This window comes from Marinobacter sp., assembly GCF_041690455.1.
Taxonomy (GTDB): Bacteria; Pseudomonadota; Gammaproteobacteria; order Pseudomonadales; family Oleiphilaceae; genus Marinobacter.
In genome coordinates this window covers 1-23,619 of record NZ_JAWLHI010000032.1, presented here as the reverse complement: position 1 = coordinate 23,619, position 23,619 = coordinate 1, and the positions used below count along the sequence as shown (strand labels likewise).

Annotated in this window: 25 protein-coding genes and 1 tRNA gene; 15 read left to right on the top strand and 11 right to left on the bottom strand. The window is 59.9% G+C overall.

Going from position 1 to position 23,619, the window contains the following annotated elements:
- Window positions 1–66 precede the first annotated feature (66 nt).
- Window positions 67–1,245: an acetyl-CoA C-acetyltransferase gene (locus tag ACESMW_RS09600; RefSeq protein WP_372986810.1), complete on the top strand. Its 1,179-nt coding sequence runs from the start codon at window positions 67–69 to the stop codon at window positions 1,243–1,245.
- Window positions 1,246–1,250: 5 nt separating this feature from the next.
- The gene (gene trmL / locus ACESMW_RS09595) at window positions 1,251–1,715 is read left to right on the top strand and encodes a tRNA (uridine(34)/cytosine(34)/5-carboxymethylaminomethyluridine(34)-2'-O)-methyltransferase TrmL (RefSeq protein WP_372986809.1); all 465 of its coding nucleotides are present in this window, start codon (window positions 1,251–1,253) and stop codon (window positions 1,713–1,715) included.
- A gap of 256 nt (window positions 1,716–1,971) precedes the next feature.
- On the opposite strand, the gene secB is transcribed toward trmL, so the two are convergent.
- Both secB and ACESMW_RS09585 read right to left on the bottom strand, forming a co-directional pair.
- A complete protein-coding gene (secB, locus tag ACESMW_RS09590) occupies window positions 1,972–2,472 on the bottom strand; it encodes a protein-export chaperone SecB (RefSeq protein WP_092006539.1) in 501 nt (166 codons plus the stop codon).
- A gap of 224 nt (window positions 2,473–2,696) precedes the next feature.
- Window positions 2,697–3,113, bottom strand: a complete 417-nt coding sequence (locus ACESMW_RS09585; RefSeq protein ID WP_343811891.1) for a rhodanese-like domain-containing protein — start codon at window positions 3,111–3,113, stop codon at window positions 2,697–2,699.
- Between the two features lie 250 nt (window positions 3,114–3,363).
- Here ACESMW_RS09585 and gpmM point away from each other — a divergent pair, with 250 nt between their 5' ends.
- From gpmM to ACESMW_RS09565, 4 genes are all read left to right on the top strand, one after another.
- On the top strand, window positions 3,364–4,911 hold the full coding sequence (gene gpmM, locus ACESMW_RS09580) for a 2,3-bisphosphoglycerate-independent phosphoglycerate mutase (RefSeq protein WP_372986808.1): 1,548 nt from the start codon (window positions 3,364–3,366) through the stop codon (window positions 4,909–4,911).
- 57 nt (window positions 4,912–4,968) lie between these two features.
- Window positions 4,969–6,072: a murein hydrolase activator EnvC family protein gene (locus ACESMW_RS09575; protein ID WP_372986832.1), complete on the top strand. Its 1,104-nt coding sequence runs from the start codon at window positions 4,969–4,971 to the stop codon at window positions 6,070–6,072.
- Between the two features lie 106 nt (window positions 6,073–6,178).
- On the top strand, window positions 6,179–7,579 hold the full coding sequence (locus tag ACESMW_RS09570) for a S41 family peptidase (RefSeq protein WP_372986807.1): 1,401 nt from the start codon (window positions 6,179–6,181) through the stop codon (window positions 7,577–7,579).
- Window positions 7,580–7,593: 14 nt separating this feature from the next.
- A complete protein-coding gene (locus ACESMW_RS09565; RefSeq protein ID WP_372986831.1) occupies window positions 7,594–8,442 on the top strand; it encodes a divergent polysaccharide deacetylase family protein in 849 nt (282 codons plus the stop codon).
- A gap of 60 nt (window positions 8,443–8,502) precedes the next feature.
- Here the strand turns inward: ACESMW_RS09565 and hisF are convergent, their stop codons facing one another.
- The 5 genes from hisF to ACESMW_RS09540 all read right to left on the bottom strand — a co-directional run bounded on the left by hisF (window position 8,503) and on the right by ACESMW_RS09540 (window position 11,893).
- Window positions 8,503–9,276, bottom strand: a complete 774-nt coding sequence (gene hisF / locus ACESMW_RS09560; RefSeq protein WP_372986806.1) for an imidazole glycerol phosphate synthase subunit HisF — start codon at window positions 9,274–9,276, stop codon at window positions 8,503–8,505.
- Between the two features lie 10 nt (window positions 9,277–9,286).
- Window positions 9,287–10,024, bottom strand: coding sequence for a 1-(5-phosphoribosyl)-5-[(5-phosphoribosylamino)methylideneamino]imidazole-4-carboxamide isomerase (gene hisA, locus ACESMW_RS09555; RefSeq protein ID WP_372986805.1), 738 nt, complete (start codon window positions 10,022–10,024; stop codon window positions 9,287–9,289).
- Window positions 10,025–10,061: 37 nt separating this feature from the next.
- Window positions 10,062–10,700, bottom strand: coding sequence for an imidazole glycerol phosphate synthase subunit HisH (gene hisH / locus ACESMW_RS09550; protein ID WP_372986804.1), 639 nt, complete (start codon window positions 10,698–10,700; stop codon window positions 10,062–10,064).
- A 30-nt stretch (window positions 10,701–10,730) separates the two neighbouring features.
- Window positions 10,731–11,324 carry an imidazoleglycerol-phosphate dehydratase HisB gene (gene hisB, locus ACESMW_RS09545; RefSeq protein WP_092006521.1) on the bottom strand — a complete coding sequence of 198 codons (594 nt, stop codon included), beginning with the start codon at window positions 11,322–11,324 and terminating at the stop codon, window positions 10,731–10,733.
- A gap of 107 nt (window positions 11,325–11,431) precedes the next feature.
- On the bottom strand, window positions 11,432–11,893 hold the full coding sequence (locus ACESMW_RS09540; protein WP_092006518.1) for an SRPBCC family protein: 462 nt from the start codon (window positions 11,891–11,893) through the stop codon (window positions 11,432–11,434).
- A gap of 208 nt (window positions 11,894–12,101) precedes the next feature.
- Between ACESMW_RS09540 and ACESMW_RS09535 the strand changes: the two genes are divergently transcribed.
- The 7 genes from ACESMW_RS09535 to ACESMW_RS09505 all read left to right on the top strand — a co-directional run bounded on the left by ACESMW_RS09535 (window position 12,102) and on the right by ACESMW_RS09505 (window position 19,612).
- A complete protein-coding gene (locus tag ACESMW_RS09535) occupies window positions 12,102–14,300 on the top strand; it encodes an AsmA family protein (RefSeq protein WP_372986803.1) in 2,199 nt (732 codons plus the stop codon).
- Window positions 14,300–15,364, top strand: a complete 1,065-nt coding sequence (mutY, locus tag ACESMW_RS09530) for an A/G-specific adenine glycosylase (protein ID WP_372986802.1) — start codon at window positions 14,300–14,302, stop codon at window positions 15,362–15,364. Before ACESMW_RS09535 ends, mutY begins: the two co-directional genes overlap by 1 nt.
- 65 nt (window positions 15,365–15,429) lie before the next feature.
- Complete coding sequence (locus tag ACESMW_RS09525) at window positions 15,430–15,702, top strand: oxidative damage protection protein (protein WP_092006508.1); 273 nt, start codon at window positions 15,430–15,432, stop codon at window positions 15,700–15,702.
- A gap of 120 nt (window positions 15,703–15,822) precedes the next feature.
- Window positions 15,823–15,898: transfer RNA gene (locus ACESMW_RS09520), tRNA-Phe, on the top strand.
- Window positions 15,899–16,206: 308 nt separating this feature from the next.
- Entirely contained in the window at window positions 16,207–17,334 is a 1,128-nt protein-coding gene (locus ACESMW_RS09515) for a Fic family protein (RefSeq protein ID WP_372986801.1), read from the top strand.
- Window positions 17,331–18,587: an MFS transporter gene (locus ACESMW_RS09510; protein WP_372986800.1), complete on the top strand. Its 1,257-nt coding sequence runs from the start codon at window positions 17,331–17,333 to the stop codon at window positions 18,585–18,587. The genes ACESMW_RS09515 and ACESMW_RS09510 overlap by 4 nt, the downstream gene beginning before the upstream one ends.
- 59 nt (window positions 18,588–18,646) lie before the next feature.
- The gene (locus tag ACESMW_RS09505; RefSeq protein WP_372986799.1) at window positions 18,647–19,612 is read left to right on the top strand and encodes a calcium/sodium antiporter; all 966 of its coding nucleotides are present in this window, start codon (window positions 18,647–18,649) and stop codon (window positions 19,610–19,612) included.
- 40 nt (window positions 19,613–19,652) lie between these two features.
- Here the strand turns inward: ACESMW_RS09505 and ACESMW_RS09500 are convergent, their stop codons facing one another.
- Complete coding sequence (locus ACESMW_RS09500) at window positions 19,653–19,913, bottom strand: hypothetical protein (protein ID WP_372986798.1); 261 nt, start codon at window positions 19,911–19,913, stop codon at window positions 19,653–19,655.
- Between the two features lie 364 nt (window positions 19,914–20,277).
- Window positions 20,278–21,036: a ParA family protein gene (locus ACESMW_RS09495; RefSeq protein ID WP_372986797.1), complete on the bottom strand. Its 759-nt coding sequence runs from the start codon at window positions 21,034–21,036 to the stop codon at window positions 20,278–20,280.
- Window positions 21,037–21,168: 132 nt separating this feature from the next.
- Between ACESMW_RS09495 and ACESMW_RS09490 the strand changes: the two genes are divergently transcribed.
- Window positions 21,169–21,981 (top strand): acyl-CoA thioesterase, encoded by an 813-nt coding sequence (locus ACESMW_RS09490; RefSeq protein ID WP_372986796.1) that lies wholly within the window; start codon window positions 21,169–21,171, stop codon window positions 21,979–21,981.
- A 28-nt stretch (window positions 21,982–22,009) separates the two neighbouring features.
- Here ACESMW_RS09490 and ACESMW_RS09485 read toward each other — a convergent pair whose 3' ends face one another.
- A complete protein-coding gene (locus ACESMW_RS09485; RefSeq protein ID WP_175497293.1) occupies window positions 22,010–22,165 on the bottom strand; it encodes a hypothetical protein in 156 nt (51 codons plus the stop codon).
- Between the two features lie 76 nt (window positions 22,166–22,241).
- Here ACESMW_RS09485 and rhtB point away from each other — a divergent pair, with 76 nt between their 5' ends.
- Window positions 22,242–22,865 (top strand): homoserine/homoserine lactone efflux protein, encoded by a 624-nt coding sequence (gene rhtB / locus ACESMW_RS09480; RefSeq protein ID WP_372986795.1) that lies wholly within the window; start codon window positions 22,242–22,244, stop codon window positions 22,863–22,865.
- A gap of 64 nt (window positions 22,866–22,929) precedes the next feature.
- Here rhtB and ACESMW_RS09475 read toward each other — a convergent pair whose 3' ends face one another.
- On the bottom strand, window positions 22,930–23,367 hold the full coding sequence (locus ACESMW_RS09475; protein WP_372986794.1) for a DUF4124 domain-containing protein: 438 nt from the start codon (window positions 23,365–23,367) through the stop codon (window positions 22,930–22,932).
- Window positions 23,368–23,619: the final 252 nt, after the last annotated feature.

The following is a 23,619-nucleotide window of genomic DNA, read 5'->3' as shown; positions in this document are numbered from 1 at the left end:
GCCGGCAGTTATCCATCCCAGAGCGCAGGGCTGGTGTCCCGCGCCAGCAAATATCGGAGAGATTCCATGCGTGATGTCGTCATTGTTGCCGCCAAGCGGACTGCCGTCGGAAGTTTTGGTGGTGGTCTGTCCAGCCTGAGCGCTGACCAGCTCGGTTCTGCCGTACTCAAGGCCCTGCTCGAGGAAACCGGTGTCGCCGGGGATCAGGTCAACGAGGTGGTACTTGGTCAGGTACTGACCGCTGGCTGCGGCCAGAATCCGGCCCGCCAGGCAGCAATCCATGCAGGTATCCCGGCATCCGTGCCAGCCATGACCATCAACAAGGTCTGCGGCTCCGGCCTCAAGGCCGTACACATGGCCGTCCAGGCCATCCGCTGCGGCGATGCCGAGCTGATGATCGCCGGCGGCCAGGAAAGCATGAGCCAGGCACCCCACGTGCTGCCCAACAGCCGTAACGGTCAGCGCATGGGCAACTGGACCATGATCGACACCATGATCAAGGACGGCCTGTGGGATGCCTTCAACGACTACCACATGGGCATCACCGCCGAGAACATTGTCGAGAAATACGGCATCAGCCGCGAGGAACAGGATGCCTTTTCGGCGGCCTCCCAGCAGAAAGCCGTGGCCGCCCGGGAGGCCGGCTACTTCGACGGTCAGATCGTTCCGATCACCATCCCCCAGCGTAAGGGCGACCCTCTGGTGGTGGACAAGGACGAGTGCCCCCGTGATGGTGTGAACGCAGAGGGCCTGGCCAAGCTCCGCCCGGCCTTCAAGAAGGATGGTACCGTCACCGCCGGCAACGCCTCCTCCCTGAACGACGGTGCCGCGGCCGTCATGGTGTGCAGCGCCGAGAAGGCCAAAGAGCTGGGACTGACCCCGATTGCCACTATCAAGGCCCACGCCAATGCCGGTGTGGATCCGACCATCATGGGCACCGGCCCGATTCCCGCCAGCCAGCGCTGCCTGAAACTGGCCGGCTGGAGCGTGGATGACCTGGACCTGATCGAGGCCAACGAGGCCTTCGCCGCCCAGGCCATCTCCGTCAATCGGGACCTCGGCTGGGACACCGACAAGGTGAACGTGAATGGCGGCGCCATTGCCATCGGCCACCCCATCGGCGCCTCCGGCTGCCGCATCCTGGTGTCCCTGCTGCACGAAATGGTTCGCCGTGATGTCCACAAGGGCCTCGCGACCCTGTGTATCGGCGGCGGCATGGGCGTGGCCCTGGCAGTGGAACGCTGACGACAATGCTCCATGTGGTGCTGTACGAGCCGGAGATCCCGCCCAACACCGGCAACATCATCCGGCTCTGCGCCAACACCGGCTGCCAGCTGCATCTGATCGAGCCCCTGGGCTTCAATCTGGAAGACAAACAGATGCGGCGGGCCGGGCTGGATTACAGCGAGTACGCCACCGTCAAGGTACACGCCAGTTACCAGGCGTTTCTGGAGACGGAACAACCCTCACGGCTGTTCGGGCTGACCACCAAGGGCAGCCGGTTCTATCACGACGTGAGTTATCAGGATGGTGACTACCTGATGTTCGGCCCGGAAACCCGGGGGCTGCCAGCGGAAGTGCGGGAAAGCCTGCCGGAAGCCCACCGGATCAGGGTGCCGATGCGCCCGGAGAGCCGGAGCCTGAATCTGTCGAATACGGCGGCGCTGGTGGTTTACGAAGCCTGGCGGCAGCTTGGGTTTAGCGGCGGGGTTTGACACGGATGAAGTTGGGGTCAGATGAAGGCTTTCATCTGACCCCGGGGTTCGACGCTGAGGTCAGCAGAAAAATGAAGATGGGGTCAGAAGAAAGCTTCCTTCTGACCCCGGAGTTCGGCGCTGACCTTTGCCTCAGGGGGCTGAGATAACTCAGGGGTCTGATGAACACGTTCATCTGACCCCATCTTCGCCGATCCCGCTTAGCAACCCCTGGGGTCTGAAGAAAACCTTCTTCTGACCCCGCTTTCAGCCCTTATCAGTGAGCCTGCTGCTCCCCACTCCCTTCGCCGGCACCCTCTTCCTGCTTACGCTTCAGCGCCTGGGCATAGATGGCATCAAAGTTCACCGGAGCCAGCATCAGTGCCGGGAAAGAACCCTTGGCAACCACGTTATCGATGGACTCGCGGGCATACGGGAACAGGATGGTCGGGCAGTAGGCACCAAGCATCTGGCCCAGTTGAGCACCTTCGATGCCCTGAACCAGGAACACACCGGCCTGCTGGATTTCCACGATGTAGGCGACTTTCTCACCGATCTTGGTGGTGACGGTCAGGGACAGGACCACTTCGTACTGGTTGTCGCTCACCTTGTTGTGGGAGGTGTTCAGATCCAGGTTCACCTGGGGCTTCCACTGCTCCTGGAAGACCAGCGGCGCGTTCGGTGACTCGAACGACAGATCCTTCACATAGATACGCTGAAGGGCAAACTGGGGTTGGTTCTGGTTTTCATTGCCTGCGGCTTGCTGATTCTCAGCCATGTTCGGTCCTTTGTGCTCTTGGTGGGCTTGGGGCCCGGTTATTGTCTTGTTTCGAAAATGGGGTCAGATGAAGGTGTTCATCAGACCCCTGAGTCAGAGACCCCGGAGTGTGAAAACGGGGTCAGAAGAAGGCTTTCTTCTGACCCCTTCTTAAATTCATGCCGGCTCCGGCGAATATCAAACAGTGCGGCAGATCGGGCCCGAGATCAAGGGCCGGGGCGCTGTTACTTTTTCACCAGCGGCAGGTTGCTGGCCTTCCAGTCACTGATACCACCGTTGAGGCGCACCACGTTGCTGAAGCCCTCGGCGTTGAGCTGCTTGACCGCCATGGCCGAATGCTGGCCCATCTTGTCGGCAACGATGATCTGCTTGTCCTTGAACTTGTTGAGCTCGGAGGCACGGCTCTTGAGGCTGTTCAGGGGAATGTTGACGGAGCCGGTGATGCGGCCTTCGCCGAATTCCTTGCGGTCACGGATATCCACCACCACGGCCTCATCCTTGTTGATCAGGTTGACCGCCGCCTGGGCGGACACCTTGGCACCACCACGGCGGGCCTCCAGGATCAGGATCGCCACCAGGAAGGCCACAAACAGCGACACCAGAATGTAGTGATTGACAACGAATTCGAACAAGCGGTCCATGAAAACACCCTGAAAATTTGTTTGGCGGGATTATACACACCCAGCCTGCTGCAAAGAAGGCGGGGAAAGAGGGGGTCAGAAGAAGGCTTTCTTCAGACCCCGGGGGTTGCTGAAGTAGGGGTCTGATGAAAGCCTTCATCTGACCCCATTTTCACGAACCAGCAACACTGCCTACATGGCTTGCGCGAATGAAAACGGTTACAATCTGAGCTTCTCTTTTATCAAGTTTTCCAACCAACCGGATGATGTGATGACCGCGACGCGCAAGCCGACTGCACTGATTATCCTGGACGGCTGGGGTTACCGTGACCCCGCCGAAGACAATGCCATCAGCAACGCCAACACCCCGTTCTGGGACCAACTGTGGGCCAACCAGCCCAAGACCCTGATCAACACATCGGGCATGTTCGTGGGGCTGCCCAAGGGGCAGATGGGTAATTCCGAGGTCGGGCACATGAACCTCGGGGCTGGCCGCGTGGTCTACCAGAGTCTCACCCGGATCGACAAGGATCTGGAAGAAGGCACGTTCCAGGAAAACGAAGTGCTGTGCGCCGCCATCGACAAGGCGGTGAGCAGTGGCCGCGCCGTGCACCTGATGGGCCTGATGTCTCCGGGCGGGGTCCACAGTCACGAGGACCACATCCTGGCGGCGGCCGAGCTCGCTGCCAACCGCGGCGCCAAAGAGGTCTACATCCATGCGTTCCTGGACGGCCGCGATATGCCGCCCCGGAGCGCCAAGCCTTCCCTGGAAAAGGCCTCGGCCAAGCTCAGGGAACTGGGTGTCGGCCGGGTGGCAACCATCGTCGGTCGCTATTTTGCCATGGACCGGGATAACCGCTGGGACCGAATCGAGGAGGCCTATAACGCCATGACCCTGGGCGAGGCCGAGTACACCGCAACCGACCCGGTTACCGCCCTGGCACAGGCCTATGAGCGCGGCGAGAATGACGAATTCGTCAAGGCCACCCACATCCAGGCTCCGGGCGAACCGGGCGGCACCATCAACGATGGCGACACGGTCCTGTTCATGAACTTCCGGGCCGACCGCGCCCGGGAAATGACCCGCGCCTTCGTGGATAAAGAGTTCGACGGCTTCGAACGCCGCAAGCACCCGGAGCTGGCCGATTTCGTGATGCTCACGGAGTACGCCGCAGACATCAAGACCTCCTGCGCGTACCCGCCAGAGCAGCTCACCAATGGTCTGGGCGAATACATGGCCAAGCAGGGCAAGACCCAGCTGCGCATCGCCGAAACCGAGAAATACGCCCACGTGACTTTCTTCTTCAATGGCGGCATGGAAACCCCGTTCGAGGGCGAGGACCGCATCCTGGTACCTTCTCCGAAAGTCGCCACCTACGACCTGCAGCCGGAGATGAGCGCGCCGGAAGTGACCGACAAGCTGGTTGAAGCCATCAAGAGCGGCAAGTACGACCTGGTGGTATGCAATTACGCTAACGGCGACATGGTCGGCCATACCGGCAAACTTGACGCGGCCATCAAGGCCGCCGAGTGCCTGGACCAGTGCGTCAAGCGCGTCGTTGAAGCGCTCGATGAAGTCGGTGGCGAAGCCCTGATCACTGCCGACCACGGCAACTGCGAGCAGATGACCGACCCGAACTCCGGCCAGGTCCACACGGCTCACACCATCGGCCCGGTGCCGCTGGTCTACACCGGCCACCGCAAGGTCCACCTCAAGGACGATGGCAGTCTCAGTGACGTGGCCCCGTCCTTGCTGACCCTCATGGGGCTGGAGCAGCCCAAGGAAATGACCGGGCACAGCCTGGTAGAACTGGACTGATCCGGACCAGTCTTGGCCTTGAAGCCGTTACTCGTCCTGGCACTCGCCCTCAGCTTCATGCCGGGGGCGATGTCCACACAGGCGCAGCAGCAGGAAGTCACCCCTGCCCAGATCGAAGACCTCAAGGATCGCATTGAGGACATCGACGAGTGGCTGGCCGATGCTGAAGAAGACCGCTCCGAGCTGGAGCAACAGCTGGCAGCGACAGAACGCCGCATTGGCGAACTGACCCGCGAACGCCGGAGCCTGCGCGAGAAGGCCAAGCAGCAACAACAGCAGCTGCAGGAACTGGAACAGCAGGAAGCATCCCTCAACGAGACCCTCAGCCGCCAGCGTGAAAGCCTGAAGCAACAGATCCGCTCCGCCTGGATGGAAGGGGATGCTCCCGCCGTCAAGGTATTACTCAACGAGATCGACCTGGACCAGATGGCCCGGACCATGACGTACTACGAGTATCTGAGCCGTAATACGGTTGAGCGCCTCGAAGCCTTCCAGAAAAGCCTCCGGGAGCTGAGGCAGACCCAGGCCAGAGTCGTCGTGACCCGGGCCGAACTGACCGATACCGAAGCCACCCTCAGCAAGCGCCAGCAGGAGTTATCATCCTCCCGAAAGGAACGGGAACAGACCCTCGCAGCGCTGAAAACCGAGATCCAGAGCCGGCGCAGCGAAAGGGATGAACTGGAAGCAGACCGCAAACGCCTTGAAAAACTACTCGAGGAAGTCCAGCAGGCCATTGCCAGCATTCCCGCACCCAACGAGTCACAACCCTTCCGGTCACTGAAGAACAAGCTGCCCTGGCCGGTCAAAGGCAAGTTGGTCAGCAACTATGGTGACCGCTATGCCGACGGCAAGCTCCGCCGCAACGGCCTGCTGATCAGTACCGACCAAGAGGCGCAGGTCAAAGCCATCCATTACGGCCGGGTGGTTTTTGCCAACTGGCTCCGGGGATTTGGCCTGATCACCATCATTGATCATGGTGATGGGTACATGACACTCTACGGCCACAGCAGCAGCCTGTTCACCAGCCCTGGCGACTGGGTGGCGGCGGGCGAGACCATTGCCGTGGCGGGCCAGACCGGCGGAACCGATATGCCCGCGCTGTATTTTGAAGTCCGCCATAATGGTAAACCGGACAACCCGCAGCGCTGGCTGGCAAACTGAGGCTGCGATGAGCCCACTCAAGGGCTGACAAACGGCGCAGCTGACGCCATACTGTCGTGAATCAGGGAAATACGTCCAACTAGTGGAAACAAAACGGGATATATTGATGAAACGGGTCAGAAGCACACTTCCGCCAGGGGTTTTACGCAAACTCACGCTTGCTACCTGTTTCATAACCGCATCGAGCCTGGCCTTTGCCCAGGATCCACAGTCCGAAGAATTGCTGGAAGGGATCCAGGACGGCGAGCAGGTGGAAATCAGCCTGCCCGATCCGGAAAAACAGCTCCCGCTGGACGACCTGCGCAAGTTCACTGAAGTGTTCAGCCGCATCAAGGATGCCTACGTCGAGGAAGTCTCCGACCAGCAACTGCTTGAAAGCGCCATAAAAGGCATGCTGTCCGACCTTGACCCCCACTCCACCTACCTTGCCCCCAAGGATTACGAAGAACTGGAAGAAAGCACCTCCGGTGAGTTCGGCGGCCTCGGCATTGAAGTGGGCATGGAAAACGGCTTCGTCAAGGTCATCGCCCCCATCGACGACACCCCGGCCCAGAAAGCCGGCGTACAGGCAGGCGACGTGATCATCAAACTGGATGAAAAGCCGGTCAAGGGCATGTCCCTGGAAGAAGCCGTAAAGATGATGCGTGGCAAGCCGGGCACCGTGCTCACCCTCACCATCATGCGCGAGGGCGAGAGCGCTCCCATCGAGATCGATGTCACCCGGGATATCATCAAGGTCACCAGCGTGAAATCACGCATGCTGGATAACGGCTACGGGTACGTGCGGATCACCCAGTTCCAGGCGGATACCGGCGGCCAGTTCAAGGACACCCTGAAGAAGCTCGAAAGCGAATACGGTGCCGACCTGGACGGCCTGGTCATCGACTTGCGCAACAACCCCGGCGGCGTACTGCAGGCCGCGGTAGAAACTGCTGACGCCCTGCTCGACGGCGGCTTGATCGTCTACACCGAGGGCCGTATCCAGAGCTCACGGCTGCGCTTCAGCGCCAAATCCGGCGACGTCATGGCCGGCACACCGATTGTGGTGCTGATCAATGGCGGCTCCGCCTCGGCTTCCGAAATCCTGGCCGGCGCCCTTCAGGATCACGAGCGCGCCGTCGTCATGGGCACCCAGTCCTTTGGCAAAGGCAGCGTCCAGACCGTTATTCCGCTGGATGAGACCCATGCTATCAAGATGACGACAGCACGCTACTACACGCCGGACGGCCGCTCCATCCAGGCCACCGGTATCAAGCCCGACATCGTGGTGCGCCCGGCGGAACTGACCGAACTCGAAGGCGGGGCGTTCTTCACCGAGGCGGATCTCAGCGGTCACCTGGAAGGCCAGAATGAAGGCCAGGAACCGGATGGCTCAGATGAGCAGGCATCGAATACCGTCTCCATGGTCGACCGGGATTATCAGCTGCGCTCTGCCTTGAACCTGCTCAAGGGCATGCACATTCTGAACCGCAGGGATAAAAACCCAGGGGAAGGACGCGGCGAGTGAGGCTGATTCTTTGCCTGCTACTGGCAGCTGCGTGTCTGGCCACTGCCAGCGCGAATGCGGGCGAGTCGCCGCGGGAACTGCCGCCCACTATCGCCATCATCATTGACGATATGGGGCACAACCTTCAGGAAGGCCGGCGGCTGGTCAACATGGACCAGCCCCTGACCCTGGCCTTCCTGCCCTACCGGCGCTTCACCGAACAACTGGCTACGCTCGCGCACCGGCAGAACAAGGAAATCATGCTGCACGCCCCCATGGCCAACACCCAGAATTTCAGCCTCGGTGCCGGCGGGCTCACACCGGACATGGATGAACACGCCCTGAGCCAGACTCTGCGTCGGTCACTCCAGTCCATTCCCTACGTCAGTGGCGTCAACAACCACATGGGCAGTCTGCTGACCCAGCAACTGCAAGCCATGGACTGGGTCATGAAGGAGCTCGACAAGTACCCGGTGTACTTCGTCGACAGCCGCACCATCGCCTCGTCCGTGGCCGGCGATGTTGCCACCGCCTACCAGATACCGAACGTGACCCGGGATGTGTTTCTGGACCATGAGCAGACCGAGGAGTTCGTTGACCGTCAGTTCAAGCTGCTGATCAAACGCGCCAAAGAGAATGGCAGTGCCGTTGGTATCGGACACCCGCACAAGGTCACTGTGGATTACCTGGAGAAACACCTGCCGCTGCTGGATGAGCAGGGCATTGCCGTTGCTACCGTCAGCGGGCTGTGGGCCATACGTAACGGGAACCGGGAGATGTTTGCGGAGGGGGAGAAGCAGGCGATTCGGCCGGCTTATGCGGCAAGGATCAAGTTGGGGTCAGATGAAAGTGTTCATCAGACCCCTGGGGAAGATGTGAACTAGGGGCCGGCGCTAAGTTGGGGTCAGATGAAAGCTTTCATCTGACCCCGTTTTCATGCCCGCTCAATCCCGGACTTCAATCCCCTGCGCCTTCATGAACGCCTTGGCCTCGGGAATCGTATGCTGCCCGAAGTGGAAAATGGAGGCGGCCAACACCGCATCGGCCCCACCCTTGGTCACACCATCCGCCAGGTGCTGAAGCTCACCGACACCACCTGAGGCGATCACCGGCACGGCCACTGCGTCACTGATGGCGCGGGTCAGGCCCAGGTCGAAGCCGATCTTGGTGCCATCCCGGTCCATGCTGGTCAGCAGCAGTTCACCGGCACCCATCTCGACCATCTTTCGGGCCCATTCCACGGCATCCAGCCCGGTGGGCTTGCGACCGCCGTGGGTGAAGATTTCCCAGCGCGGCTCCTCGCCTTCGGCACTGACCTGCTTGGCGTCGATGGCGACCACGATGCACTGGCTACCAAACCGCTCGGAGGCCTCACGCACGAATTCAGGATTGAACACCGCCGCCGTGTTGATGGACACCTTGTCGGCACCGGCATTGAGCAGCTTGCGGATATCCTCGACGGTACGCACCCCGCCACCCACGGTCAGGGGGATAAACACTTCCGCGGCCATGCGCTCCACCGTCTCGTAGGTGGTGTCACGGCTCTCATGGCTGGCCGTGATATCGAGGAAGGTGATTTCATCGGCGCCCTGCTCGTTGTACCGGCGGGCCACCTCGACCGGATCCCCGGCATCCCGGATATCCACGAAGTTCACGCCTTTGACTACGCGGCCCTTGTCCACGTCCAGGCAGGGAATGATGCGTTTTGCCAGTCCCATGGTAACTCCCTCAGCCGTTCAGGCTGTCACAGAAGGCCTGGGCTTCGGCCACATCGAGGGTACCCTCGTAGATGGCACGACCGGTGATGGCCCCGAGAATGCCCTTGTCCGCCACTTCCGCCAGGCGCTTGAGATCGTCCATATTGGTCACGCCACCAGAGGCAATGACCGGAATACCACCCTCTTCCGCCAGCTTCGCGGTGGCCTCCACGTTCACGCCCTGCATCATGCCGTCGCGGCTGATGTCGGTGTAAACGATGGCATCAACCCCGTCGTTGGCGAAGCGCTTGGCCAGATCCACCGCCATCACCTCGGACACTTCGGCCCAGCCATCGGTGGCCACCCGGCCATCCTTCGCATCCAGGCCGACAATGATGTGACCGGGGAAACGCTTGCACATCTCGGTCACGAACTCCGGCTCTTTCACCGCCTTGGTACCGATAATCACCCACTGAACACCGGCCTTCAGGTAGGCCTCGATGGTTTCGGCAGAGCGGATACCACCGCCGATCTGGATCGGCAGATCCGGATACTTCTTCGCAATGGCCTGCACAATCTCGCCGTTGACCGGTTCACCGGCAAAGGCGCCATTCAGGTCCACCAGGTGCAGACGACGGGCGCCGGCGTCCACCCAGCGGGTGGCCATCTCGACCGGGTCGTCACCGAAGACGGTGGAATCGTCCATCCGGCCCTGGCGCAGGCGTACACATTTGCCGTCTTTGAGATCAATGGCGGGGATAATCAGCATAGAGCAATGTCCGTGTAGTTCGTTCTGATGGCCGGCGTTACTTACCGGACCAGTCCACAAAGTTTTTGAGCAGCTGCAGGCCAGCCCGGGCACTTTTCTCCGGGTGGAACTGCACCGCAAAGATGTTGTCGCGGGCAACCGCTGCCGCCAGGTCGACGCCATAATGGGCTCGGCCGGCCATGTCAGCATTACCCTCGGCCTCGGCGTAGTAACTGTGCACGAAGTAGAAGCGGTCGCCGTCCGGAATGTTGTGCCAGAGCGGATGATCGATGGTCTGGAAAACCTCGTTCCAGCCCATGTGCGGTACCTTCAGGCGCCGGCCGTTCTCCACCAGGTTTTCGCCGAAGTAGCGAACCGCGGAAGGGAACAGGCCGATACAGTCCACGCCGCCGTTTTCCTCACTGCGGGACATCAGCGCCTGCATGCCGACACAGATGCCAAGGAAGGGACGATCCCGGGACACTTCCCGGACCAGGGTATCCACCTCCAGCCGGCGAATCTCCGCCATGCAGTCACGGATAGCTCCGACTCCGGGCAGGATGACATGGTCCGCCTCCCGTATCTGGTCGGCATTCTCGGTCACCAGCACGGTGACATCCGGGGCAACATGCTCCACCGCCTTGCGGGCTGAATGAAGGTTCCCCATACCGTAGTCGATGATGGCAACGGTTTTCATGGTCAAATGCGATGTCCTGTTGGTGACCGGTTACAGCGAGCCCTTGGTGGACGGGGTAATCCCCGCCATGCGCTCGTCCATCTCAATCGCCATGCGCAGGGCACGGCCGAAGGCCTTGAACACCGTCTCAATCTGGTGGTGGGTGTTCTTGCCCTTCAGATTGTCGATGTGCAGGGTCACCATGGAGTGGTTGACGAAACCATGGAAGAATTCCTCGAACAGGTCCACGTCAAAACCGCCCACGGAGGCACGGGTATAGGGCACATCCATGGACAGGCCCGGACGGCCGGACAAATCGATCACGACACGTGACAGGGCCTCATCGAGCGGCACATAGGCGTGGCCGTAGCGACGGATGCCTTTCTTGTCACCCACCGCCTGCTTGAAAGCCTGGCCCAGGGTAATGCCGATGTCTTCCACGGTGTGGTGATCGTCAATGTGCAGGTCGCCCTTGGAGACAATGTTGAGGTCCACCAGCCCGTGGCGGGCGATCTGATCCATCATGTGCTCAAGGAACGGAACACCGGTGTCAAAGCTGGACTTGCCGGTGCCGTCGAGATCGATCTCGACAGTAATCTGTGTTTCGAGGGTATTGCGTTCTACGCGAGCCTTACGTTCGGCCATGGAGACTCCGTCGTCATAAACCGGCTTGGTGCCGAAAACAATTTGTTTGCGGATTATACCTTTTATGCCCGCCGGAGTCCCGCAACCGCGTCAATGACCGTGATAGCTCAGAACGCCTTCTTGAGGTTGTTCATGTAGGTGTCCACGAGGCTGTTGAACTCGTGCTTGATTACCGGACTGATGGCCAGTTTCAGCAGGCTGGGCAGGGGTACGGTCAACTCCGCGCTGGTGCGGAATTTCACCTTGGTGGCATCGTCGCCGTTGGCAGCCAGGGTCCAGGAACCGCTTACCACGCCGTTACCTTCGCCCTTGATCGGCTCCCAGGTAATCTTGCCGGCTTCCTTGTCCGAGTAATACTTACAGGCATAGACCGACTGGATGGCGTGCTTGTCCACACCGACTTTTTCCATTTCCCAGCGATAGCTGTTGTCGCCGAGGTCGGTCAGCTTGTCGACCTTCGGGAAATGGCTGGCGGAACGCGGTACGTCGGCCAGCAACTCAAAGACTTCGTCGTAACCGGCGGGGATCTCCAGATCGCGGTTCAACTCGATCGACACAGTAATTGCCACAGCCCACTCCTTCTTGTCTTTATAAACTGTCTGCGGAGGCCGAAAGGCCCCTCACGGGGAAAATCAGGGGGAGTATTTTGGCCTATCACTACACCATTGTCATACTCCTGCGCTGTTAATTTGTTAACCCTGCGTTATCCTTAACTTTATTAGTCAGGGGATTCACCCTCAAGCTCCCGACGCTCACCGGAACAAGGAAGCTGTGATCATGAAAGCTGTTCGTTACCTCCTGATTGCCATTGTTGCCATCATCATCCTGGCAGTCGTGGCCATCGCGATCGCCATGGCGGTCATCGATCCGAACGATTACAAGCCGCAGATCGAAAAGGCCGTGGAGCAGCAGACCAACCTGGATCTGCAGCTGGAAGGCGATATCGGCTGGTCCTTCCTCCCCCTCGGTCTGGAGCTCAACAATGTGAGCGCCAACCTCGAGGAAGAGCGTTTCGTGGCCCTGGACCAGCTGGTGGCACAGGTGAATTTCTGGTCCCTGGTTACCATGTCTCCCCGGGTGAACACGTTTGTACTGGACGGTCTGGAAGCGAACCTGGTAGTCAACGAGCAGGGCGAAGGCAACTGGACCCGGATCATGCGCGAACCGGCGCAGGCTGAGGATGGCGCGCAGGCTCCGGAGGAACAACCGGCCGAACAGCCGCAGGAAGAAGCGCAGGCCGCCTCCGGCGGTGAGCCCCTGAACTTCAACGTGGAGAACGTCCAGATCAGCAACGCCCAGGTGCATTACACCGACAAAAGCACCGGTCAGGCGGTGACCCTGGAGAACTTTGCCGTCAACGCCAGTGACATCACCCTGGGTTCCGAATTTCCGCTGGAAGTCAGTTTCCAGGTGGACACCGCCAAGCCACAGCTCAAGGTTGATGGCAGCATCAATGCCCGGCTGGCGGCCAACGAGGCCCTCAACGACTTCGCCGTCTCCGGACTCAAGGCCGTGTTCGACATGAGCGGCGAGCCGTTCGGGGGCAAATCCGTTACTGCCGAGCTGGCCGGTTCAGCCAGGGCCAACCTGGAAAACGAGACCGCCACGCTCTCCGGCTTTACTGCCAGCCTGGCCAACCTTAACCTCACTACTGATCTCGAGGTTCAGGGCTTCGGCGACAAACCGGCACTTAAGGGCAACCTCGACATCCAGGAATTCTCCCTGAAAGAGCTGCTCAGCAACCTGGGCCAGCCGGCCATCGAAACCAGCGATCCCGATGTACTCAAAGCCGTTGCCTTCTCTACCAACATCGGCGGCTCACCGGGCACGGCGGCCCTGGAGAACCTCACCTTCAAGCTCGACGACACCACCTTCAACGGCTCCGGCAGCTACACCCTGGCCGACGGCGGCATTGTCTTCAATCTGCAGGGTGATGAGCTCAATGCCGATCGTTACCTGCCGCCCAAGGCCGAAGGTGAGGAAGCCGCCGCCAGCGAGGAACAGCAGACTGCAGAGGCCGGCTCCGCGGGAGGCTCAGGTTCCGCCCCCGAATCCGATCTGCTGCCGCTGGAAACCCTGCGGACACTGCTACTTGATGTGGATTTCGGTCTCGGCCAGCTGATCGTCAGCAACCTCACCATCAATGAAATCAAGGCCAGCACCACCGCCAAAAACGGCGTGCTCAAGATCGACGAGTTCAGCGGCAAGATGTATGAAGGCAGCTTTGGCGCCAACGCCACCATCGATGCCCGTAGCGACAACCCCAAATGGACTATCGCTTCCAACGTGACCAATGTGCAAACGCTGCCCCTGCTGACCGACCTGGCGGAAGTGGACATGCTCGGCGGTGGTGCCAACCTGAAGGTGAATGCCACCACCAACGGCAACCGCATTTCCGTGCTGCGCGAAAATGCCGATGGCCAGATCAGCTTCAACCTGGCCGAGGGTGAGTTCCGGCGCATGAACATGACGCGCATGGCATGCCAGGGCATTGCCCTGGTGAACCAGGAGCAGCTGACCACCACCGACTGGGGCACCACCACACCGTTCAACGACATGAGCGGTACCCTGGACATTAACGGCAACACTCTGTCGAACAAGAACCTGGTGGCCTCGCTCGCCGGCATGAAGCTGGAAGGCCAGGGCACCGTGGACATGAAGCAGACCACCCTGGACTATGAAGCGGGCCTGCGCATTGTGGGTGAAGTGCACCGGGACCCGGCCTGCCGGGTGACCGAATACGTGGAGAACGTGGTGATCCCGGTGGAATGCCGTGGCAACTTCTCCGAGGACCCGGCGGGTCTGTGCTCCTTTGACGGCTCCCGCTTCCGGGACACCCTGAAGACCATTGCGGAAAACGCCGCCAAGGCCAAGGTGAAAGAAGAAGTCGACAAGGCCAAGGACGAAGCCGAAGAAAAGGTGAAGGAAAAGATCGAGGAGAAACTGGGCGACAAGCTCAAGGGCCTGTTCCAGTAATGACCGACCGTTTCGCTGACAAACTCCTTACCTGGTACGACCAGCATGGCAGGCACGACCTGCCGTGGCACCATGACCGCAACGCCTACCGGGTCTGGGTCTCGGAGATCATGCTCCAGCAGACCCAGGTGACCACCGTCATCCCCTACTTCGAGGTCTTCATGGCCCGGTTCCCGACCGTGCAGGACCTGGCCCGGGCACCGGTGGACGACGTTCTGAGCCACTGGTCCGGACTCGGCTACTATGCAAGGGCTCGCAACCTGCACAAGGCCGCGCAACAGGTGGTTGAGGAATATGAGGGGGAGTTCCCGCAGGATCAGGAACAGGCGGAATCACTCACCGGCATCGGTCGTTCCACCGCCGCCGCCATCATCGCCCAGGCCTTCGGCAAGCGAGCCACCATCCTCGACGGCAACGTCAAACGGGTACTGGCCCGTTACCACGCGGAGCCCGGCTGGCCCGGCCAGACTGCCGTGCTGAACCGGCTCTGGGAACACGCCGAGGAGCATACGCCTGACGAACGCGTCAGAGACTACACCCAGGCCATCATGGATCTGGGCGCGAAAGTATGCACCCGCACCCGACCCGACTGCGAAGCCTGCCCGGTCAGCGCAGGCTGCCGGGCCTATGCGCTCGGCGAGACAACCCTTTACCCCGGCTCGAAGCCAAAGAAAGCCAAACCGGAAAAAACCACCTGGATGGTCATCCTGGAAGACAGCGACGGCCGTATCCTGCTGGAACGGCGGCCACCCAGCGGCATCTGGGGCGGCCTCTGGAGCCTGCCGGAACTTGATCCCGCCTATGGCCCTGAAGAGCTTTCGGAAGCCTGCGAACAGCAGCTGGGCATGACCTGTGGCGATCCCGAACTGATCAGTGGCTTCCGCCACACCTTCAGCCACTACCACCTGCACATCCAGCCCGCCCGCCTGCCGGTCACCGGCAGCTCGAAGATTGCCGATACCGGGCAACAGCGCTGGCTGCACCGCGACGAAGCCCTGGCCCTGGGCCTCCCCGCCCCCATCCGCGCACTGCTGACCGAACCGGAACAGGCAGCCCTGCTCTGAGGCGGCGGCCACCCCGCACGATCTGTTATCATTCAGCCAGCTTTCACATCGACACAGGAGCCGACATGAGCCGCACCGTATTCTGTCGCAAGTACCAGAAAGAAATGGAAGGCCTCGACTTCCCGCCCATGCCCGGCGCCAAGGGCCAGGACATCTTCGACAACATATCCAAACAGGCGTGGGAAGAGTGGCAGGCCCAGCAGACCATGCTCATCAACGAAAAACACCTGAGCCTGATGGACCCGAACACCCGGAAATACCTGCAGGCGCAGATGGAACACTTCTTCAATAACGAGCCTTTCGACCAGGCCGAAGGCTACGTTCCACCCGAGAAATAACGGCAGTTGGTCAAGGCCTGAGCAACCCTGAAAAGATTCAGAAATTTTTGCCTGCCGGCCTTGACTCATCAACCCTAAACCGGTTTAATAGCGCCCCGTTGCAGCGCAGTACCGCAACACGCCCGGATAGCTCAGTTGGTAGAGCAGGGGATTGAAAATCCCCGTGTCGGTGGTTCGATTCCGCCTCCGGGCACCACTAATTTCAAGCCGAATCAATAACTTACCAAGCGTAAGAGTTGATTCGGCTTTTTAGTTTCTGGCGATGCCGATACGCTCAAATACGTTGGTTTACGCCGGATTACGGACCTTCTCCCCCTTCGCTCCCCTTACCAAGTACTTCACTTCCAGCGCATCTTCAACTGCCGTTCGCGGTGGCCGGAGTTCGCCGCATCATTGCAAAGATTTGTAGGCCCAGCAGAATCACTGTCTAAAGTCTGGCCATTGAGCCGAAAAGATAACATAATCGGCTCAAAATATGACTTGAATAGATGGACTAATCGGCTCATGTATATCTGGGAAAGACCCGGCTGGCCTCACTTTAAATGGGAGGAGACAACCCTCCGACCAAAACTTGATGCTGTGCGCCTGTTGCAGGGGCGGCTGGTGGGCCGGACAGAAGCCGCTTCCGATCATGCAGATCTGGACGTAGAGATGGACGCACTGATCCAGAATGCCATTCGTACCAGCGAGATAGAAGGAGAGTTTCTGGATGTGGGCTCCGTGCGTTCTTCGGTTGCTCGACAACTTGGGCTGGAGCAAGCGGGGATCTCTGGCAGAACCACGCCGGAGTCCGAATCACTGGTAGCACTTTTGCTGGAAGCCACGCATGAGCCTGATCAGCCGATTACTCTCAACCAGTTGTGCCAATGGCAGTCCATGCTCTTCCCCGAAGGCCCCGGCCCCTTCTTGAAAATTCGCGTCGGGGAGTTACGCGGAGACCAACCAATGCAGGTGGTCTCCGGGCGTCTGGATCGCCCGAAGGTGCATTTCGAAGCGCCGCCCCGTGTTGGCCTGGAAGCGGCCCTGGATAGCTTCATCGAGTGGTTCAACAATCCACCACCGGGACTGGACGCAGTGCTCCGTGCCGGTATTGCACATTTGTGGTTGATCACCTTACACCCGTTTGACGATGGCAATGGACGCATTACCCGTGCAGTGACTGATCGCGCACTGGCCCAGGCTGAGCGACGGTCTGCGCGATTTTACGCTCTCAGTGCCGCTATTATGGCTCGCCGAAACTCGTACTATGACGTCCTGGAACAAACACAGAGTGGTGATCTGGACATCACAGGGTGGCTATCCTGGTTTCTCGACACATTGGAAGAATCTCTCCAGCAAGCGCTGCTGAGAGTCGACCGGGTTCTGGTTAAAGCAAGATTCTGGCAACACCACGCCACCACGGTACTGAACGAGCGGCAGATCAAGGTGCTGAATCGCCTGCTGGACACAGCTGGCGAGGAGTTTGAGCAAGGTATCAATACCCGCAAATACCAGTCCCTGACAAAGACCAGTAAAGCGACTGCAACCCGGGATCTGACAGATTTGCTGGAAAAAGGCTGCCTGGACCGGCTTCCCGGCGGTGGACGCAGTACCCGCTACACGTTGTCCCTGGGGCGGAACAAGAAAGAATGATTCCTGCCAAGGTAACACCACCGTATACCCACCAGGCCGGCCCCCCAACAGCCACCCTGACACTCCTCCTCGCCCTTTACCTGGCCCAGGGCCTGCCATCCGGCCTGTTCGCCCATGCCCTGCCCGTATTCTGGCGGGAAGCCGGCGTCTCCCTCACCTGGATTGGCGCGCTGAAACTGCTTGCATTGCCCTGGGTGCTGAAGGCGTTCTGGGCGCCGCTCGTTGACCGCAGCCTGATGCATGGCCAGACGCCTTTTTCCTGGATGTTACGGCTGCAGTTAACCGCTGCATTGCTCCTGATTGTGCTGGCATGGCTCGGGCTGGTACCCGGCAACGCTTCCGGCCTGGCAGTCGCCGCGTTACTGGTCATAACCATCAATCTCCTGATGGCGACCCAGGATATTGTCACCGACGGCCTGGCCGTGCGTTGGATTGCCCCACACTGGCGCGGGCTGGCCAACACCATCCAGGTGGCGGGCTACAAAGTAGGTATGCTCGTGGGCGGCAGCCTGGTGTTGATTGTCACTGGCTATCTGGAACCTGAAATCGCTCTGCTCTTTCCCGCCCTGTTGCTGATGGCACTGCTGTTTTTGGTGGGCCGATTCCGGGGCGTGCGCAAACCTCTTTCGCTGGATGCCGTACCAGACTCGGGTAATGGCAACCTGAGGGCTGCCTTCATCGGCTTCTGGCGCCAGCCCGGCATGTCGTTCTGGCTGCTGATGGTCATCGGCTACAAGGTGGCGGATGCCATGGGCTCGGGAATGATTCGTCCGATGCTGTCTGACGCTGGCTGGAGTTCGCAGGATATCGGCACTTTCACCCTCATCACGACCCTGGCAGGGCTTATCGGGGCTGCTCTCGGGGGATGGCTGTATACCCTGATGGGAGGTCATCGCGCCCTGATTCTGGCGGGCATTGCCCAGGCACTGACAATCATGGCGTGGGTTCTGGCCGCAGGACCAGCCGCGGAGATTTCAACCGTCTACGCCGTCGGCCTGGCCGAACAACTTGCCGACGGAGCATCCACCGTAGTGCTGTTCGCCATGATGATGAATGTCTGCCGAAGGCAATGGGCGGGTACCGACTTCACCGTGCAGGTGTCCATCCAGGTGGTCGCTGCAGGTTTATTTGGAGTGCTCGGAGGTGTGATTGCCGATCTCGGGGGTTACTCGGTGCTGATGATCACTGCCGGGATGGCTGGTCTTGGCGTCGTCGGGGTCTATGCTCATCGGGTAATAGGTAGAAGTATCTGATTGTTGGTTACTCGCGAATGCCTTTAAATTCGCGCCAATGAAACCCGGAGTTTGTCATCATGCTCATTGCCCTGCTCGCCATTGCTGTCGGCCTCATCCTGCTGGTCTGGAGTGCGGAGCGTTTTGTAGCAGGCTCGGCGGCCACGGCCGGCTATGTCGGCATGCCGCCGCTGTTGATCGGCATGGTCGTGGTCGGTTTTGGCACGTCCGCTCCGGAGATGGTGGTATCCGCGCTCGCCGCGTCCCAGGGCAATCCCGGGCTGGCGCTGGGTAATGCCTACGGTTCCAACATCACCAACATTGCCCTGATCCTCGGCATCACTGCGCTGATTGCCCCGATTGCCGTTCATTCCCAGGTAATGCGGAAGGAACTGCCGATCCTGACCGTGGTTACCCTGTTTGCCATCTGGCAGCTGTTTGACGGCACGCTGAGCAGGCTGGATGCCGTGGCCCTGGTCGGTGTGTTCTTCGCTGTGCTGGGCTGGAGCATCTGGTCCGGCATGCGCACGCCCGATGACCCGATGGCAACCGAAGTAAGCGCAGAATTGACAACTCATGCCATGCCGATTCGCAAGGCATTGTTCTGGCTGGTAGCGGGCCTGGTGCTGCTGGTCATCAGTTCCCGCATTCTGGTCTGGGGCGCGGTGGACCTCGCTACTGCTTTTGGCGTCAGCGACCTGATCATCGGCCTGACCATCGTCGCCGTGGGCACTTCCCTGCCGGAACTGGCCGCCTCGATCATCGCTGCCCGCAAGGGTGAGCACGATCTGGCGCTGGGCAACATTCTCGGTTCAAACCTGTTCAACACCCTGGCGGTGGTGGGCATTGCCGGCCTGATTACGCCCATCGGGGTGGCTGACGAGGTGCTGGTACGTGACCTGCCGGTGATGGCCGGCCTGACCCTTGCCCTGTTCGTGCTCGGGTACGGTTTCCGAGGCCCGGGCAGAATCAACCGCCTGGAGGGTGGGGCCCTGTTGGCAGTCTTCGTGGGTTACACCGCCTATCTTCTGGTAACCAATTTCTGAGCGGGCTCCATTCACCAGGCCGGGCGAACAAGGCTGCACCCTAGTTGAACGATGCTTCAGCCCCCGGCTTGCTGCAAACCTGCCAGTCCACCACATTGCCGTCCGGATCGAAGTGGACAAAGCCGGCGAATCCGTCATCGTGGACCCAGGTCTTTACGTATCCGACAACCTCGCCATCGTCCTTGCACAGATCGAACGTGGATTTGCTGTCGTCGGCTGGAGCTTCAGTTTCCGTTTCGTGGGGCTGGATAGTGAGTTGGGGATCATTGAGCGGGAAAAGTTCAAGGTGACGCGCGTTCATATGGGGCACTCCCTGATTACGAACGGTTACATTGAAAGCGTGCTCCAATATAACCCAGTTACATGACAGAAAAACTGCTCCCGATCAGTTTTCTAAGACCAATCCGGGATAAACCGTATGGTTTCAAGACAGTTTCTTTCTGAAGGTTCGGGCACTTCTTCCCCCGGATTGAAACAGGCATAAAAAAACCGGGAAGCAGAACTCCCCGGTTACACGAAATGACTCGACAAAAGAAAACTCAACGATGCAGATCGAGCTTTTCTGACTGGTACTTTGCCAGCGCAGCGTTTCAGAATTGTGACAGCTGGCCACCAACCTACCGAAGCACAAGAGAGCCAGGATCATAGCGCATCGAAATCAACCACTAACCCGGTCTGCGCTTCCAGAGATCCTGCCGGATGCCAGTCCATATCTGCCGATAAACTTCAGCCGCCGGACTCTGTGGCGCTAGCCGTTCAAGGGGAAGTCCGTCCTCGCCCATGCGCTCCACCACGCTGGCGTAAGGCACGGCCACGCCCATATTGTTCGCCAGAACCTCACTGCCCTGCTCCACAATTTCCTTGTGCAGGTTTTTCCGGCGATCAACCATGGAGAAAAAGGGGCGCAGCTTCCGGACGCCGAGTTTCTTGTCCTTCACGAACTGCTGCAACTGGTTCCAGCTGTTCACCGCCAGCCAGGTCGGCACCACCGGCACATACACCCGGTCCGCCACTTCCAGCACCTGCTCGATCAGCCGCGAAAGCGTGGGCGGGCAGTCCAGGATCACCAGGCTGGTCTCTTCAGAAAGAGGCGCGAGCATATCCCGCAGGACATTAGTGCCTGGTTCCTGCTCCAGCTTGATGTCAAAGTTGCGGAAACTGGTGTGGGCGGGGATGAAGTCCAGTCCGGGATAAACGTCGTCATGAATGAACTTGGCGATGGGCGCCTTGCCCTCGAGCAATTTGGATAACTTGCGCCCCTTCACCGTTTCGGCGCCTGCCAGGTAGAAACTCGAGGCGCCCTGGGGGTCCAGGTCCCATAACAGCGTGCGGCAATTGTCCTGGCTCGCCAGATAGGCGATGTTAACGGCCGCCGCTGTCTTGCCAACACCACCCTTGGGGCTGTAAAAAGCAATGATCCTCATTGAGGCATAACTCCCGACTTTCCTTGTGTAACCAGACCGTACAGGGTAGCAGCCACGCCATGGCCCTTTGTGAAGCTTTTGTTACACTGAACGCTTCGCAAGCTACGTAAAACCAAAAACAACGAGGTAACCATGAATTCGCCGTCGCACGTGTTTGATCAAGCGGTCTCACTCCGGCCCGTCAGCACCGGAGTTTTCTCGGGGCAAACGAACCCTGCCTACCAGAACATGGTGGGTCCCTTTGGCGGCGTGACCGGCGCCACCCTGCTCAATGCCGTACTCAGCCACGACGAGCTGCTGGGAGAGCCGGTGTCCCTGACGGTGCACTTCGCAGCTCCCATTGCAGAAGGCGGATTCGAAGCCCGGGCCCGACCGATCCGGACCAACCGTAGCAGCCAGCACTGGTTCGCCGAACTGGTCCAGGGAGACGAAGTGGTTGCCTTTGCCACCGCGGTGACCGCCAAGGGGCGCGACACCTGGAGCACCACCGATGCCAGTTTCCCGCAGGTGCCGGCGGCCGAAGATATTGAGCAAACACCCATGCGTCAGGGCGCGCCGGTGTGGACCCGGTGCTACGACATGCGGTTTATCGAAGGCGCCCTCGGCGGCCAACCGAGCGAAAACCACCCCTCGGAAAGCCTGCTATGGATGCGGGATGAACCACCGCGGCCGTTAGACTATCTGTCACTGGCGGCCCTGTGCGACGTGTTCTTCCCGAGGATCTACATTCGCCGCCCCAAGCTGGTACCGATCGGTACCGTAGCGCTGACCACCTACTTCCACGCAGATGCGGAGCAGCTACGCCAGCTCGGTACCGCCCATGTACTGGGCCATGCCCGGGGCCTGCATTTCGGCAAAGGTTTCTTCGACCAGAGCGCCGAAGTCTGGAGTGCCGATGGCCGGCTTCTGGCCACCAGCCATCAGGTGGTTTATTTCAAGGAATGAGAGATGGAAGGTTTTCGTAAAACCACGATCACGCGGCCTTGCGAAAACCCTCCACTCGTACGGTCTTGTCCCGGCTGCGCTTGTACTTGGTTTTGTCCTCGACAACCCGCATCTGGTATTTTGGCGTTCTGAGCTCCCGCTGCACGGCACTGTGCCGGGTCGCTTTGGCGCGTTTTTTGGCCATATCGGCTACTCCTCATTAATAGCTGGATTCAAACGCAGTTATTATAACACCCCTTGAGATTTCAAGAGCGTAAGGAATGACACTCACCCTCTGGCTGACCTTTCTGGTCGCGGCAATCCTGATCAGCGTCTCCCCCGGTGCGGGCGCTGTGAATACCATGAGCAATGGCCTGCGCTACGGCGTGAAACGGTCGCTGCCGGCCATCCTTGGCCTTCAGTTGGGCTACGGTGCGCAGATTGTTCTGGTGGGGGCGGGCCTTGGCGCCATTGTCGCGTCTTCCGCCACCGCACTGACCGTCATCAAGTGGGTGGGCGTCGCCTACCTGGTCTGGCTGGGTATCCAGAAGTGGCGGGAGCCGGTGATGGAGGCTGTCGAGGAAGATCAGAGCGCCATCAGTCACCGCCGGCAGTTCTGGAATGCCGCGCTGGTGAACCTGACCAACCCCAAGGCCACGGTATTCCTGGTGGCTCTGTTTCCGCAATTTTTGATCGCCGATGCGCCCCACGGTCCGCAGCTGATCACCATGGGCACCACACTGATCCTGGTGGATTGCCTGGTGATGCTGGGCTATGCCCTGCTGGCGAGCCAGCTGTTCCGGTTCATGACCACACCGCAACGGCAGCGGCAGATGAACCGGGTGTTCGGCGGCCTGTTCGTGACCGCCGCCATGGCATTGGCCAGCTTCAAGCGCGCGGCCTAGTGTCCCGTCTGGCTAATTCCCTTATCTACAGCTTGTCTCTGAGAGCTTTGAGCCAGTCGGGACACTAGCGCAGGATACACTCCCGGCTGTAGGCCTTGCTCAGGCGCCGCCGTTTTTCCCGCAGGCTGTTGCCGCGGTCATTCTTGTAACCTGCCCGTAGCTGGGACTGGATCCGGTCGAGCTTGTTCCGGTAGCCGTCGCACACCTTTTTCTGTTTGTCCTCGCTCTGGCGGGTACTGCGGGACTTCTGAGGCCTGTCCGTGGCCGACAGCATGGTTTGCACCTCGTCCCGCGTGGCAGAGATTTTCCGGGATTGCCGGAGGTTCTCGGACATGGGGACGGTGACCGGATTCCGGAGCTCGAGCTCCCGGTGCGGCAGACGCTTGGGTGGTTTGTCGGAGAAATGGATGGCGCCGTCGGCGTCCGTCCAGCGGTAGACTTCGGCATGGGCCGGGGTGGTGGCTAACAGGCAAAGCAGGGCTGTGGCCTTGATCCTTGGCATGGGTTCACGTCCTGTGAAGTTGGTTTTTTGAACGAGGGGTCAGAAGAAGGCTTTCTTCAGACCCCGGAGGTAGGGGTCTGATGAACTCGTTCATCTGACCCCGTTTTCACCTCGGAGCCAGACTATAGCCCACTTGGTGGCTAACTTGAACTTGGGGTCAGATGAAGGGCTTCATCAGACCCCTGAGATGTAGCCCACTTGGGGGCTGGGGTGAACTTGGGGGCAGATGAAGGTTTTCATCAGCCCCCTGGG